The sequence below is a fragment of the Streptomyces sp. NBC_01294 genome, from assembly GCF_035917235.1.
In the GTDB taxonomy this organism is placed as follows: domain Bacteria; phylum Actinomycetota; class Actinomycetes; order Streptomycetales; family Streptomycetaceae; genus Streptomyces; species Streptomyces caledonius.
In genome coordinates this window covers 192,794-206,703 of the sequence record NZ_CP108424.1, presented here as the reverse complement: position 1 = coordinate 206,703, position 13,910 = coordinate 192,794, and the positions used below count along the sequence as shown (strand labels likewise).

The following is a 13,910-nucleotide window of genomic DNA, read 5'->3' as shown; positions in this document are numbered from 1 at the left end:
ACCGACCGTGGGGCGTGCACCGATCCGGTGAGCAGGAGGGTGGGGGAGTCGAGGGCGGAGCTGGCCTCAGGACCGCCCGGTTCCCTGGGTGCGATGGGTTCTGAGCTCGCCCGCCGAGGGCCGGACCTTTGACCGCGGTCAAAGGTCCGGCCCTCGAAGACTGGGAGTGTGCGGTTCATGTGTGGACGGCCTCGGGCTCTTGAACGCCGTCAAAAGCCAGCGCGCAGTAGCAGCATCAGATCCAGCAGACCACTAAAAGCGACTTCAGGAGCTTGCCGCGGCAAGGGTCAGCAGGACCTCGGCCTTCATGTCCGGACTCGGCTGACCCGGGCACCTCAGCGCCCACCCTGGAGCTTCAAGCCGCACTGGCCGGAGTCCCAACAGCCGCCCTTCAACAGATCTGTGCCGACCCCGGGCCAGCCGGATGGGCAGCGGCACATATTCACGAGCCGAATCGGCACGATGCCGCGCTACGTGCCCTCGGCCGCCTGGCCGCGCCCCTCGAAGACGTCGATCAGTTCATCGATGGAGTCCGGGCTCGCAGCCAGGCCGGCCCAGACGCCGTACTCGGTGAAGACCGGTACGGCGTCGGTGTCCGCGTCGAAGATCACGGCGTACGGGCCGTACCGGTCGAGGACCATGTCGTGCAGCACGGGGGCCGGCGCGGCCTCCAGGACCTCCAGGGCGTCGACGGTGAGCCGGGCCGGGGTGCCCAGGGCGGCGGGCTGGACGACGGTGCCGGTGACACGCAGGAGGTCGCCGGGCTGGATCTCGCGCAGCAGCACGTCGGCGATGCGCGGGTCTCCGGTAGTGCAGGCGTACACGGTGTCCGGGGCGTCGGGTGCGATCCGGTCCGCGTCGGCGGGGGAGTGGATCAGGTCGAAGCAGGCAGTGCCCCAGCTGGTGCCGGGAGCCGGGATCGCGTCGACGTAGCCGTCTATGGCGAGGTGAGTCTGAGGGCTCATCATCATCGGGTCTCCGCCCGGGGCTTGGCGGTGCGCGGGGAGCGGGGTCGGGGGGTGTGCTGCTCGCGGAGCAGGAGCTCGCAGTTGCGCTTCTGCTGCCAGGGCGTGATCGGTCGGGCCTTGGGGCCGTTGCGGTGCCAGCGCGGCGAGGCTGGCGGTTCCGGGTAGGCGAGGGCGTGGTCGACATCGCGGTTGGACGACATACTTGGGGTCTCCGTCTCGTCTCGTACGGGATGGGTGGGCCCGGGACAGGCGAACTGGTTTGGACGCCGATGTGCGTCTGTCCCGGGGCAGATCTACAGCTCGATCGGGCTGGAGTTGAGCCAGCTGTACGGGTTCTTCCAGGGGCCGGCGGTCGCGGCGAGCCAGTCGAGCTCCCAGCCAGGCCTGTAGCCGCAGGCGCCCCAACCGTCCGGGCGCCCGTGGGGCATCTCGAGTCCGGCCTCGGCAGCGGTGCGGGCCGCGTCGTACGCCTCGTGCGCGGCCTGGAGGGCGACGCTGTCGCTGTCAGCCCGGCCGGTGAAGACGTGCACGCCACGCAGGCCGGGCGTCTCGGTGCTCCGTATGGGGACGTCCACCTCGAAATACGGCGGCCGCAGCGTCATGACGTCCATCTCCCTTCGGTGCTGTGAGGGGCCACCGCGACCGCCCCGGCCCCACGGGTGCGGAGTCGGGGCGCCACGGAGTGCTCTCAGTACAGATCGAGCCGGACGGTGATCGGCGTGCGCGGGTCGTCGCCGTGGTGGTGAACGGTGCGGCAGTGCGCGGCAAGGCCGGCGGCCCCGCCCTGGACCGGCAAGTAGCACTCGTCTCAGCCATGGACCCACTCGTCACCAGCAGAAAGCTCCGCCGGGGTGAGCGGGTGGGAGTGCGGACCGGGGGCCGGCCTGCTCACTGCAAGGTTCCGGCCAGGCCGAGGTCGGAAATCAGGTGCACCTTGGCGAAGCCCTCGCCGTACAGCTGGTCGGCGTTGGGCAGCAGCTGGTGGTGCTCGCGCACGATGCGCACGGGTATCGCACGATCGCGGCTGGCGTTTCGCGCCTCCACCGTCGCCAGCGGTACGTCGAACAGGACGGCAACAGCGGGGCGCTGCCAGTAGCGGGCGCGGGCGAGCAGCCCGGCCCTGACGTGGCCGTGCACGTTGGTCGAGTCCACCAGCGTGGTCAAGCCGCGGGCGAAGCGGGCGTCCAGGAGCAGGTTCTGGATCTCGACGGCGACTGGTGTGGACGACTGGTCGATCTCGGAGTCGGTGGCCAGGCGCCGGTAGAGGTCCAGGGAGACACGCCAGCTGTCGGAGTAGCGGGCGACGAAGGTGGACTTGCCGGAGCCCGGAGGTCCGACCATCACGCAAATGGCGCCTGCAGGGAGATTCAGCGGGTCCATCTCAGATCCTTCCGGTAGGTGGGCCGGGGTTCGGCTACGGAGTTCGTCGACCCTGCCCGCGTCCGCGGCGAGCCTGGCGCCGATCTCACGGAGCTGTACTGCTGGTTCGGTGCCGGGCTCGCGCCGGATGAGACCGGCACCGAACCGGTCGGCCAGTTCGATGGCGATACCGGCCAACGTGCTCAGCACCCCTTCTGCCAAGCCTGCTTCTGACACTGAGCCACCAGCAGCGCGACCAAGTCGAACGGCGCATCCGCGCGGCCATGGACCGGTTGCTGACCGAGCAAATCCCGCCCGGAGGTGCCTGCGACGTCAAGACGCTCGCCAGTGAGGCCGGATGACCTTGTTACGCAGGGTCATGGCATTGCCCGATCCGCAGTTCGGTACTCCGCGCGTGCTGGGCGTGGACGACTTCGCGATCCGCCGTGGCCAGACCTACTCCACCGTCTTGACCAGTGTCGAAGACCATCGCGTGGTCGACGTGCTCCCGACCCGCGAGGCCGGGCCGCTGGCCGCCTGGCTGATCCGCCACCCCGGCGTGGAGATCATCTGCCGGGACCGGGCGGGCGCATACGCCGAGGGAGCACGGCGCGGTGCCCCAGACGCTCTGCAGGTCGCCGACCGGTTCCACCTGTGGCAGGGCCTCGGCCGAGCCGTGGAAACCTGCGTCGCCGCCCACCGCGACTGCCTGCGCGACCCTTCGCCCAGCAGCATGTTGCCGGAGGCCACCCGACTGTCTTCCGGCCGACCGCAGGACGACCCGGCGCCCATCGGCCGGCGGGCTGAGCGCAAGAAGGCCGCGCACGCCCGGGTCCACGAGCTCCTTGCTCAAGGTCACTCACGCCGAGCGATCGCCCGGCACCTGAGCTGGGGCCTCAACACCGTGCTCAGATACGCGAATGCCGCACGCTGGCAGGACACCATCCGCGAGAACCGGCCCCGACCCAGCAGGCTGGACCCTTACAAGCCCTACCTGGAGCGACGATTCGCCGAGGGATGCACCAGCGTCACCCGCCTCCACAGCGAACTCGTTGCCAACAATGCGCCCGTCACCTACCAGATGGTCCGCAGCTACATCGCCACCCTCCGCGGGGCTCCGGCTGCCGCGCCGCCCCGGCCTCCGACGGTGCGGCAGGTGACCGGCTGGCTCACCCGACACCCCACCGCACTGAGCGAGGACGACCGCGCCAGCCTGAAGGATGTCCTGGCACGCTGCCCAGAACTGGACACGGCCGCCGGGCAGGTCCGCGACTTCGGCGAGATACTCACGGGCCGCCTCGGCTCCAGGCTCCCTGCCTGGATCGACGCAGTCGACGCCAGCCAACTGCCCGGCCTCACCGGCTTCGCACTCCACCTGCTCCGGGACCTCGACGCCGTGATAGCCGGCCTCACCTTGGACTGGAGTTCCGGCAGTGTCGAAGGCGCCGTGAACCGCATCAAGAAGATCAAAAGGCAGCTCTACGGACGAGCCGGATTCGAACTCCTACGCAAAATGATCCTGCTTCAGTGACCCTCAGCAGCGACTCCCCAGGATCTTTCCGAACGCCGGGTCAGGCCAGCTCAACAAAGCGGTGGACACGAAAGGACGTCAGGTCGTCGGGTTCGATGCTTGCCGAGTCCACTCGGTAGCGGCCAGCGGCGAGTTCGAGAGCGGTGCTGTCCGTGAGTGTCCCGACCTCGGTGCCGAAGTAGGCGGCGCCGAACATGACGAGCTCGCCAGTGGTGCTCAGTACGGGTCCTTCCTCCCACTCGGCGGTGGCAAGCCCAGCCCTGATGATGTCGGCGACACCTTCCTCGCTCTCCGCGTAGTGCCAGCGGACGAGGACTCGATGCTCGGGAAGGTAGGCGGTGGAGAGAGGTTCGTCCCCGAGGACCAGCGCCTCGGCTCCGTCAGGCAGTGCGAGGACCCCGACGAATTCCATCACCTCGCAAGCCCGGTCGTAGTCGCCCTCCGTTCCCGACCAGTGCGGCAGCGCCGTGCGCGGAACCACGATGAACGGGCCGCCCTCCGTCTCCAGCCACGTCAACGACATGCCGCCTCCACCTTTCGGATCTCTCTTCCGTGGCGACAGCGTATGTGCCGGGTCGGACAAGGCTCATGCCTGTGGTGGTCGAGGTGCGCGGTGACGGGCCCAGGGTCTTAACCATCCCTTGCAATCGAACGATGTCGTCACCCTCCGCGACCGCTCCCCAAGATCTGTGCCAGAACCGAGACTTGGCAACGCCTGTATGGCGTGTCGGCGTCGGCCGATGGCGGGCAGAGGTTGCCCCGCCTGTGATCGCTACGCGGGCGTCGTCTCTCAGCATCCCGCCGCCGGCGACGGGGTGGCGTCGCCGTTCAGGCAGCGGTCGAGGAGCGCGTGCATGCGGGGGACGGAGAGGGACGGATTGGCCGCAGCGCCCTCTGCGGTGCGGGGGTCGGCGAGAAGGGCCTCCAGGACCTTGGCCGTCAGGATCGGATTGGCGGCAGCCGCCCGGCGCACCGACTCGTCGGCGTCTTCCACCGGGGGGTCGGGCAGAGTGGGATCGGCTGCGGCCAGGGCGCGTACCTCGGGGTCAGGGTGGCCGATGAGGTGGGTCAGGCCGGTGCGGGGGAACGCGGGCAGGGTCAGCAGGTGCGGACGGTGGGCCCGGCGGGTCACGAAGACGTCCAGGAGGAGGTGCGGCGGAGCCAGCGGGTGGTGGCAGGCCAGCCGGATCCGTACCTCCTCGTCATCGTCCAGCGCCAGTGTCTCGACGAGTGCTGCCGGCAGGCCGGGCCAGCTCGCCGCCACCCGGCGGAGCACCGGTTCCTCGGACGTCGCGCAGGCGGCGAACCAGTCAGGTGACGGCTCGGTGTCGGGCTCGGTGTCGGGCTCGGTGATGGGGCAGGTGCAGTCCGGGCCGTGCCCGATGACCCGGTGGATCGCCCAGTACTCGGCCCAGGTGCGGGGGAAGGGGTGCAGGCGTGCGCGCACCCGCACGTCCTCGTTCGGGTCCTCCCTCAGCTCGGTGACCAGGTCCGGTCCCAGGTCGGGCCGGGCGGCGACCCTCGTGCGGACCTTGGCGTCGGGGTGACGGGCGAGCCGGGCGACGGCGTCGGCCGGGGTGTGGCGGTTCCAGGTCAGGGGGTGCACCGTGTCGTCCGCGAAGCACTGTTCGACGAGCGCGGGGGACAGGGCGCACGTGCCGAGCACGAACGGCTTGCTGTGCGAGCCGAAGGACGGCAGCCTGGCCTCCACGGCTTCCGGGTCCAGCTCCCAGATGCTTCCCTGCGCTGCTTCCCGTACGGCGGGGTCGGGGTCGTCGAGCAGGGCCTCCTGCTGCGCAGGGGTGAGCGACTGCCACCTCCAGGTGGCGCGTACGCGGAGCTCGGGGTGCTCGTGCCCGGCCATGGCTCGGTAGAAAGACAGAGGGATCTGCCGTGAGGCGCTGAGCTCCTGGGTGATCTCGTGCTCGGTGAGCATGCCGTCCTCGCCCCCGTCCTGGGCGGTCAGGAAGGTGACGAGGATGTCGTCCGGCAGCGGTCGGACCCATCGGGGTCGGGAGCGGGGCCCGCCGGCAAGCCCGGCGCGGACGATCCCCGACGGGTCGGTTGCCAACGGGGCGAGTTGTGCGGGGTCGACGTGCTGGTTGCCGGCGAGCCGGCGGCGGATCCCGCGGTCCGGGTGGCGCAGGGCTGCGTCGATGACGGCGTCGGGCAGGTCGCGACCCTCGCACATCAGCCGCCCGGCCTCACCTGCCGCTTGTTCCAGAAGGCGTATCAGTACGTCGGAGGGCGCCGCCGGATTGAAAGCGATGCCGCGCAGCCACAGTTCAGGGAGAGTCTCGGACACCACGTCATCCTGCCACCGCACCCCTTACCCGTCGTGCATACGATGACCGCCCGCGGCCCGCAGCCAGGAGAAGCCACAACATCAGGGCCGAGTCAAGCAACCGGGCGTTGCTGAAACTCGGCTACATCGTCTGCCTTGTCCACCGGGTGTTCTTGCCCTTGGGTGACAAACGCTCTCGCTCCTGAGCAACAAAGCCAGTGGTCCGCGGGTCTGCTGGGCTACCTGACAGGCCATATGCTGGTGGCTAACGCGCTCGCGGCCAAGCGCATCCCCCGCGACAAGATCTTCGCCGAGAAGATCAGCACCCGCGTGAGGGTCCGCCCGCAGTTCGAGGCAGCCCTCACCGCCGCCCGCGAGATCAAGGCCCATGCCCCGCACTGCCGGGTGATCTTCACCGTCTACGAGATGAAGCGCCTGGGACGCGATGCCGCAGAGCTGACAGCCCTGGCCGATCACCTCACCGCCCACGGCCTAGTGCTGGAGATGCTCGCCGGACCCCTCCAGGGGATGTACGACCCCAGCGGTCCAGGACGCCTGCTGTTCGGGTTCTTCGCCGCGATGGCCGAGACCGAACGCGAGAACATCCGCGAGGCCACCCTCGAAGGACTCGACACCGCGGCCCGCAAGGGCAACCACGGCGGCCGGCCCCCGGTCATCACCGACGACATGCTGCACACCGTGCTCCGCCGCCGCGCGAACGGCGAGACCGTCGAGGACATCCAGCCCGACCTGCTCATCCCCACCGGCCGCCGCAAAGGACAGAGCCCCAGCCTCTCCAGCATCTACCGGGCGCTGGCCGAGCACGAGAAGACCCAGGCGTACCCGGAGGCCGTCGAGACGGCGCACGCCGACTTCGCCGCCCTCCAGCAGCGCGACCGCAGCCCCGCGTAGTTACTCAGCGCTACATGACGGGTGGCGGCAGCTATACGAGAACACGGCCGTCGAGCACGGGGCGCGGGGAGACGATCGGGTCGGGGGCGAAGGCGTACAGCTCGGCCCGGTAGGCGTAGCCGTCGGTGGTCCAGTCCCGGATGCGGAACAGGTCGGGCGCGGCACCGACGCGGGGAGGGCGTGGGAGGTGGATGGGCCGTTCCACAGCGTGCCGCCCTCAGTGCCGGCCTCCGCGCAGACCACGCGGAGCCAGTGCGGGCCGGCGGCCGACGACAGGGTGCGGCCCCGGTACCCCCACACCCGGCGGCCGGTGACTCGCAGACCGAACTGGTCGGCGGCGTGCTGCCGGGCGGCCAGCATCCGGTCGACGGTAGCGGGGGCGGGGGCCTCGAACATGGCGGGTCCTACCTGTGGGAGACGGCGGCCGCGTCCTTGGATACCAGCTCGGTGGCGAGAGCCGCGACCTGTTCCACGGTGAGGCGGGAGCGCTCGGCCAGCTCCCCGAAGGTCAGGCGGGCGCCGGAGACAGGGCCTCCAGCACGGGGCGCACGGAGGTGTGGAGCTCCCATTCGTGTCCGGCGGCGCGCAGCACGACGGCCTCGTCGGCTCCCTCCAGCGCGGCCCGGGCGGTGGTGAGGGCCAGGACCAGGCCGGGGTCGGCGGGGACGTCGCCGATGCACGGCAGGGACGAGGCCGGGCGGCCAGGGTCGCGGGCGTCCAGGGAGGCGGCGAACTCCGAGACGATGTGGGGGTGGAGCGCCTCGGCGACTTCTTTGCGCAGCTGCTCGGCGTACGCGGTGCGCTCGGCGGCCCCGGCCACGGAGGGTACGTTCGCGTGCAAAGTGGGGGAGTGGAGGAGCTGTCCGGCCAGCCACACCAGGAGGTGGTGGCCGGTCGCCGGGGTCAGCCCGCACGTCAGGTGCAGGGACCGACCCTGGGTGGCGGCCACCGCCTGCCACCAGCCCCGCGGCACGTACAGCATGTCCCCGGCCTGCAAGACCACTTCGACGAGGGAAGTGCCGCTCCAGCGCCTCGGCTAGGGCCTGGACGCCGGGGTGGAGCTTGTCGACAGCGTCCAGCACCAGGGAGGCTCCGCTGGCGATCGACCGGCTACCGCCCGCCTACCGGAGCGGCCTCGTGCACTCTCGAGCCCAACTGCTCCACCGACGCCTGGACGGCGCCCCTCGCCGGCTGCTGGGTGACGTCCTCGCCTGATGGAGTTTCTGGCTCACCCGCGGAGGCACCTGCGCCATTGTTCATTCATGGCCCTCTATCCGATTACTTACCCTTTGTGGTCTTTTTGGGTGCAGTTTCGTTTCCAGCCAAATCGTTGATCCTGAAATTGTAGCTATTTATGCGTGTACGCGTCAGACGTGGCAAGGAGTTTGGTCCGTCTGAGGGCCCGTACGCGGGACGGGGTAGCGCAGATTCCGCGACCGTGGGCGCCGGGTCCAGCGGAATGATGAGCTCCGCCGGAATCGGGCCACGGCTGTTCGCTGACGCCGAATAATCCCGATCCCGTTCATCAAAACGACCCTATGTTCGAACGATCATCGAGGGCAGTTTCCCGTTGCACCGCCTTGAAGTTCTTCGAATGAAGGGTGTACTGCGTGAGAGTAAGCACAGCACTCCGGTCTCTCGGGGTCGGGGCGTCTACGGCTGCGATTGTCCTGTCGGCTGTAACAGGCGCGGCGGCGCAGCCATCCGCCCCCGGGCCCTCGACTGGAGGGCCATCGCCCGATGCCGCCCCCTCATGGACCGCGAAGGAAGCACAGGCTCTCCTTTCACCGAAGCGCATGGCTGCGGCCCAGCCGTGGACCCTGCAGGGCGGCAAGGAACTCAAGGGCCACACGCTGGGGTCCCGGTTTCCGACACAGAACGCTGCAGGCCCGGACACCGGAGTCCTGTTCCGCTTGACCAAGAAGGGCCTGTACTTCTGCGGTGCGGGCGTCACCTCAAGCCCGAACCGAAACCTGCTTGCGACGGCCGCTGACTGCTTGACCAGCGACCCCGCGGACAAGCTCGCATTCGCGCCCCAGGTCTTCAAGAACGCCACCGGCGCCCTGGAGGCACCGAAGGGTGTCTACACCGTCAAGAGGCAGGGAAACCGGTCCCTCGTGTGGACCGGCTCCGAGTCGGGCGGCGCCGCCCCGAGTGCTGCTGTCGGCTTTGCCATGGTCGACAAGGGCATCAACGGCGACCAACTCGAGGACACGGTGCCCGGCCACCGATTGCTGACCGACGCAGGCCACACCCACAAGGGTGTTCGGGTTGCAGGCCACGGCGCCTCAGAAACGCGGCCGGGCGACCCATGCACCGGTGACACATCCAAGGCGAAAACAGGCGCCCCGAACCCGTACCTGCGGCTGGACTGCGGCCCAGCCGGTGCGGGAATCGCCGCCGGCTCGGTCTTCATCGCCGACTACGACGCAAAGACACGCGTAGGCAACCTCATCGGCGTCTCGCAGCGCATCGCCGCTCCCGAAAACCCTTTCGCGATCCACAGTGCGTACTTTGACAACACGGTCCAAGCCCTTTACGACGAGGCTGTCAGCGGCAGCAAGCCGACCGTGACACCGCCGATCACCCCGCCCGGCGTCTCCCCCTCGCAACCGGCCCCCCGTGCCAAGCCTTCCACCACTGCCAGTCCCTCCCCTTCGTCCCCCAAGCCATCAGATCCGGCAGCCCCTGAAGACGACAGCCTCAAGGCGACGCCCGCCCAGATCGCGGCCGCGAAGGAGGCCGAGGCGTACTGGACACCTGAACGCATCGCCAAAGCCACTCCCAAGGGCGCCAAACAGTCCGCCCCAGGAGTCGCGCGTGAAAACGCCGTCACCGCGGCCGCACCTTCCCACTTCGACAACAACGGCGTCGCGACGGTGGGCGTGTTCCTCATCAATGAGGACGACGACCCGCAGTCAGACCCGGGCGGACGCGACCAGTTCTGCTCGGCGAGTTCCGTGGCCTCGCCTACCAAGTCGATCGTGCTCACCGCAGCCCACTGCCTGAACGACAATGACCGCTGGAAGCGCCTGGCCTTCGCACCTGGCTGGAAGCCGGACCCCGCGAACTCGAACCGGGGTGTGGCACCGTACGGCATCTTCCCGATGGTGGCGGGGAAGCTCTACATCGACGGCAGGTACCTCACCCAAGGGCCGTCCAAGGCGGACGATCTCGACTTCGCGTTCATGCGGGTCGGCCCTAACTCGAAGGGTCAGTTCCTCGAAAACGCCACCGGCATGGGCAATTCCCTCACCACTCTGTCATCGCAGCAGCTCAGCCAGAAGAACGTGAGCTTGTTCGGCTTCCCCGGAGGATCCAAGGCTCCGCTCGTCTGCCCCTCGACGAACACCACCGGCTTCTCCGGACGGTTCCTGAAGATCGCCTGCAAGGGTTACGCCGGCGGTGTGTCCGGCGGCCCCTTCCTTCGCAACTTCGACGGCAAGCGCGGAGACGTGATCGGCGTCATCGGGGGGTGGAAGACCGGCGGCACCATCGACGACGAGTCCTACTCTTCCCAGTTCGACGCGGATATCATCCGCCTCTACAACCAGGCGGTGAACGACTACGAGCCCGACAAGCCCACCGGCGGGACCATGGGCACGGGAGACCTCTGGAAGCACGCCACCGGCGCCGTGTCCGGCTCCTTCCACACCAGCTCTCAGGAGTTCGGGGACTCGGACCTCATCGTCAAATGGGACGACGGAGAGGTCACGCTGTACCCCGGCGACCAGAACTTCGGCTTCTACGCCGGCTGTAAGCCCAACGAACCCTGCGAGACGCAGCTGGCCGGGCCCAACGCCATGTGGAAGAACTACGCGGACCTCATCACGACAGGCGACTACGCGGGCACCAACGCCTACGACCTCATGGTCAAGTGGGTGGACGGCGAAGTCACCATCTACCCCGACGTCAGCCAGAACACCAAGCTCCCTACCGCGCTTGACCAGCACCTTCCCAACGAGATCACCATCGCTGCGGCGGACTCCGTCTTCAAGTACGCCCGCGGTTTCGCCACCGGCAAGTACGGCGGCAACCAGTGGCCGGATGACCTGATCGTCCGATGGAGCGACGGTGAGCTCACCAAGTACACGGACATCGACGGGGCTGGACTCCACGCCGAGGAGCAGCTCGCGGCGCCGAACGATCTCTGGCAGACGGCCAGCCTCATGACGGGAGGCGACCTTGATGGCGACAGCAATGGCGCTGCCCCCAATCACGACCTGCTGGTCGTATGGGCCAGCGGGAAGGTGAGCGTCTTCCCCGACGTGAACACCGGTCGGCTGCAGAACGAGAGCGTCGTCGCGTCAAGCTCCACATGGACCCATGCGCGGGTGATCGCCCTGGGGGAGTACGGCATGAACGACTGGGAAGACGACCTCTTCGTCCGCTGGTCGGACGGCGAGGTCACCGTGTACGGAAACACCCAGGCCGACGCGGTGGGCCGCGAGTATCAGCTTGTTCCGCCGGCGGCGGCAGGCTTCGCGGCCGCGACAAATGGCGCCGTCCGTCCGGACGACCCCTGTGCCAAGGTGTGTGGACCAGAGCTGTATCGCCGTAGCCACTAAACCCCCTGACGGTGGGGGGCTTCGCCTGGAGCGAAGCCCCCCACCGCACGAACCAAGGACACTGCCGTGCGTATACCGAAGCTCCTCGTCCTCCTGGCTGTCGTCACTGCTCTCGCCGGATGCACCGGGCAAGGGGGTGGCCCGGCTCCCCAGGCGGAATGGGAGCCGGACGATGCGCTGCAAAGGGCGCAAGCGGCCCTGAAGGATGATCCTGCCTCGGCGCAGCGTGTGCGGTTCGGTTCCCCCCACGTCGGTTCAGGCCTGAACGAGAAGTTGGAGACGAGTGGCAACAAGCCCTACCGCCTGGATCTCGTCTGCGACAGCACGGACGTAGGGCGGGTGACGGTTTCCCTCACCCGGGAAGCTTCGAAGAAGGAATTCGAAGTCACCTGCGGGGGTACCGCTCGCAAAATCCCGGTACGCATCAACTTCCCCGCTGGACCGCCCGTCACGATGACAGTCGCACCGGCGCCCGGCGACCCGATGGGCCTTATTGTCTGGGAGCTTAAATCCCTCGACCCCGCGAACGTGCAGGGATGTGCCGACGAGATCGTGGGCTGCTGACGCCACCAGTGCGACGGGCGAACGGAGTCGGGTGGTTCACCTCGATGAGGTGAGGAGAAGCTCACCGCGGCCAGGATCGGCATTGATCGAACCCAGCAGGTGCAACTTCTCGATCACCGAGCGTGCGAGGACCGCGCTGCCCGCATGGCTTCCCATGCCGTACGGCCTGCTGTCAGGCGCCGCCCATAGCCGGCCGTGGATGACGGACCGGGCCCGGAAGACCGGGGCGGACACGGGATCCGGCCTCGTCGGCGAGGCGGCCACCGTCATGACGGCGCTCATGGTGGCCATGGCGTCGCTGGAGATGTCCCTGATTGCGTGGCAAGGGTACTTCAGCCTTGATCTGGGCGAGACCCTCGCCAAGCTGGAGGAGCACCGCCGCCAGGGGCACCTGTACCTGTTGGGCATGGCCCACGGCGTAGAGGGCTGATCGCGAGCCGCCGTAACCGGGGCACGGTGGCTTGAGTCGGGTGGAGCTCGGGTACACGGCGGGTCTACCCGAAGCCAGGCGGAGACGTCCCTATCGATGTCCCCGTCGCGCCGGCGGCGCCGGTCGTGGTGCCCACGCGGCGGCCCTGCCACCGCCCTGGTCCGGTCCCGGAGGGTGCGGACGTCGAGGAGGACCAGGAGCTGGTCCTCTAGCACCTCATCCGGGAGCAGGTCCTGGACTGGCGCGACCGCGCGGCCGCTGACCATCAGATCGTTCACGCCCACATCGCCCGGTATGGCGAGCACTCGGCGCAGCGCCTGTTCACCCGGGCGTTCGTCGCGACCGTGCAGCGCCTTTGCGGTCTCGGGCACCTGGACCTCGGCTACACGCCGTGGGGGCAGGCATGAGCGGCAGCGAGGTGTCCGGCGTGGACCTGGCGCGGGTCGCTCTGCTGGCCGCGATGGAGGCGGCGCGGCGGAACGGCAGCGCCAGAAGGCGAAGTCGAAGCCGCGGCCGGTGCGTACCGTGCGGCGGGACGGGCGCGAGCCGATGGGCCTCGGCGCCGCGCTCGGCGCGCTGGTCACCGAGCGGGCCTGGACGCTCCCGGCCGCCGGCGCTTCCCTGTGCGAGCGGTGGGCGGCCATCGCCCCGACCTCACCAGGCACGTCGCCGCCGTGGGCTTCGACCCGGAGTCCGGCCGGCTCACCGTGTGCCCGGAATCGTCGGCCTGGGCAACGAAGGCGCGCCTGGAACAGGCTCGGGTCATCGCGGCCGCCAACGCTGCGGCCGCCGTACGGTCGTGCGCGCCCTGCGGATCCTGCCGCCTGGCGCCGTACCCGCGTCCGGCCGGGCCGACGCCGCCCCGGCACCGGTCACACCGCCGGCCGCTCCGGTGCAGCGACGGACCCCGCCTGAGGGCTACCGCCGTGCCATCGAGGCGCCACCTCCACCCCTGACCCAGCCACGCCCCCAGCCGGCCCGTCCCACCCCACGCGCCACCCCAACCGGCCCGCAGACAACAACTGCGCCTATGACCACTTCCGCACCACGATCACACGCCCCGAGAATCGCCGAAAAGCAGGCAGCATAGGCGAAAACGACCTCCAAGCAGAGTCGGTCTCTACTCTCACCGCAATTGCACTGTGCGCCGATTCCTTGCCTTCTTTCAGCCAGGCCGGGGAACCAGGGTAGGCTCCGCCTGCCCGCGAACGCCTGTGCAGATGACAGGGTCGGGCCTGCTTGAACTGGGGGGTTCATGAGTTTGCTGCCACGTGGTACACGTCTGTCTGGAACG

The 13,910-nt window shown here is 69.0% G+C and carries 14 protein-coding genes; 6 read left to right on the top strand and 8 right to left on the bottom strand.

The annotated features are described in order from the left end of the window. Positions 1 to 470 precede the first annotated feature (470 nt). From OG534_RS38085 to OG534_RS38070, 4 genes are all read right to left on the bottom strand, one after another. Positions 471 to 965, bottom strand: a complete 495-nt coding sequence (locus tag OG534_RS38085; RefSeq protein ID WP_326594237.1) for a hypothetical protein — start codon at positions 963 to 965, stop codon at positions 471 to 473. A gap of 2 nt (positions 966 to 967) precedes the next feature. Beyond that, positions 968 to 1,168, bottom strand: a complete 201-nt coding sequence (locus tag OG534_RS38080) for a hypothetical protein (RefSeq protein WP_326594236.1) — start codon at positions 1,166 to 1,168, stop codon at positions 968 to 970. 93 nt (positions 1,169 to 1,261) lie between these two features. Then, on the bottom strand, positions 1,262 to 1,570 hold the full coding sequence (locus OG534_RS38075; protein ID WP_442807276.1) for a hypothetical protein: 309 nt from the start codon (positions 1,568 to 1,570) through the stop codon (positions 1,262 to 1,264). 286 nt (positions 1,571 to 1,856) lie between these two features. Then, entirely contained in the window at positions 1,857 to 2,309 is a 453-nt protein-coding gene (locus OG534_RS38070; protein ID WP_326594235.1) for an AAA family ATPase, read from the bottom strand. 403 nt (positions 2,310 to 2,712) lie between these two features. Between OG534_RS38070 and OG534_RS38065 the strand changes: the two genes are divergently transcribed. Beyond that, entirely contained in the window at positions 2,713 to 3,858 is a 1,146-nt protein-coding gene (locus OG534_RS38065; RefSeq protein WP_442807275.1) for an ISL3 family transposase, read from the top strand. Positions 3,859 to 3,898: 40 nt separating this feature from the next. Here the strand turns inward: OG534_RS38065 and OG534_RS38060 are convergent, their stop codons facing one another. Together OG534_RS38060 and OG534_RS38055 are read right to left on the bottom strand one after the other, a co-directional pair. Further along, positions 3,899 to 4,381 (bottom strand): Imm21 family immunity protein, encoded by a 483-nt coding sequence (locus OG534_RS38060; RefSeq protein ID WP_326594227.1) that lies wholly within the window; start codon positions 4,379 to 4,381, stop codon positions 3,899 to 3,901. 267 nt (positions 4,382 to 4,648) lie between these two features. Beyond that, complete coding sequence (locus OG534_RS38055) at positions 4,649 to 6,163, bottom strand: hypothetical protein (protein WP_326594225.1); 1,515 nt, start codon at positions 6,161 to 6,163, stop codon at positions 4,649 to 4,651. 240 nt (positions 6,164 to 6,403) lie between these two features. On the opposite strand from OG534_RS38055, the gene OG534_RS38050 reads away from it, so the two are divergent. Beyond that, positions 6,404 to 7,054: a recombinase family protein gene (locus OG534_RS38050; protein ID WP_442807274.1), complete on the top strand. Its 651-nt coding sequence runs from the start codon at positions 6,404 to 6,406 to the stop codon at positions 7,052 to 7,054. A 31-nt stretch (positions 7,055 to 7,085) separates the two neighbouring features. Here OG534_RS38050 and OG534_RS38045 read toward each other — a convergent pair whose 3' ends face one another. Continuing rightward, the gene (locus OG534_RS38045) at positions 7,086 to 7,259 is read right to left on the bottom strand and encodes a hypothetical protein (RefSeq protein ID WP_326594223.1); all 174 of its coding nucleotides are present in this window, start codon (positions 7,257 to 7,259) and stop codon (positions 7,086 to 7,088) included. Between the two features lie 303 nt (positions 7,260 to 7,562). After that, positions 7,563 to 8,057, bottom strand: a complete 495-nt coding sequence (locus OG534_RS38040; protein ID WP_326594222.1) for a JmjC domain-containing protein — start codon at positions 8,055 to 8,057, stop codon at positions 7,563 to 7,565. A gap of 793 nt (positions 8,058 to 8,850) precedes the next feature. On the opposite strand from OG534_RS38040, the gene OG534_RS38035 reads away from it, so the two are divergent. The 4 genes from OG534_RS38035 (at position 8,851) to OG534_RS38020 (ending at position 13,572) form a co-directional block, all read left to right on the top strand. Beyond that, positions 8,851 to 11,622 (top strand): trypsin-like serine peptidase, encoded by a 2,772-nt coding sequence (locus tag OG534_RS38035; protein WP_326594221.1) that lies wholly within the window; start codon positions 8,851 to 8,853, stop codon positions 11,620 to 11,622. A 66-nt stretch (positions 11,623 to 11,688) separates the two neighbouring features. Continuing rightward, a complete protein-coding gene (locus OG534_RS38030; protein ID WP_326594220.1) occupies positions 11,689 to 12,186 on the top strand; it encodes a hypothetical protein in 498 nt (165 codons plus the stop codon). Between the two features lie 82 nt (positions 12,187 to 12,268). Further along, positions 12,269 to 12,616: a hypothetical protein gene (locus OG534_RS38025; protein ID WP_326594213.1), complete on the top strand. Its 348-nt coding sequence runs from the start codon at positions 12,269 to 12,271 to the stop codon at positions 12,614 to 12,616. Between the two features lie 623 nt (positions 12,617 to 13,239). After that, on the top strand, positions 13,240 to 13,572 hold the full coding sequence (locus OG534_RS38020) for a DciA family protein (protein ID WP_326594212.1): 333 nt from the start codon (positions 13,240 to 13,242) through the stop codon (positions 13,570 to 13,572). Positions 13,573 to 13,910: the final 338 nt, after the last annotated feature.

Bases quoted from the DNA above. Each gene is read 5' to 3' on its own strand.
- OG534_RS38070 (WP_326594235.1), bottom strand. From the start codon at position 2,309: ATGGTCGGACCTCCGGGCTCCGGCAAGTCCACCTTCGTCGCCCGCTAC.
- OG534_RS38035 (WP_326594221.1), top strand. From the start codon at position 8,851: ATGGCTGCGGCCCAGCCGTGGACCCTGCAGGGCGGCAAGGAACTCAAG.
- OG534_RS38060 (WP_326594227.1), bottom strand. From the start codon at position 4,381: ATGTCGTTGACGTGGCTGGAGACGGAGGGCGGCCCGTTCATCGTGGTT.
- OG534_RS38080 (WP_326594236.1), bottom strand. From the start codon at position 1,168: ATGTCGTCCAACCGCGATGTCGACCACGCCCTCGCCTACCCGGAACCG.
- OG534_RS38085 (WP_326594237.1), bottom strand. From the start codon at position 965: ATGAGCCCTCAGACTCACCTCGCCATAGACGGCTACGTCGACGCGATC.
- OG534_RS38075 (WP_442807276.1), bottom strand. From the start codon at position 1,570: ATGACGCTGCGGCCGCCGTATTTCGAGGTGGACGTCCCCATACGGAGC.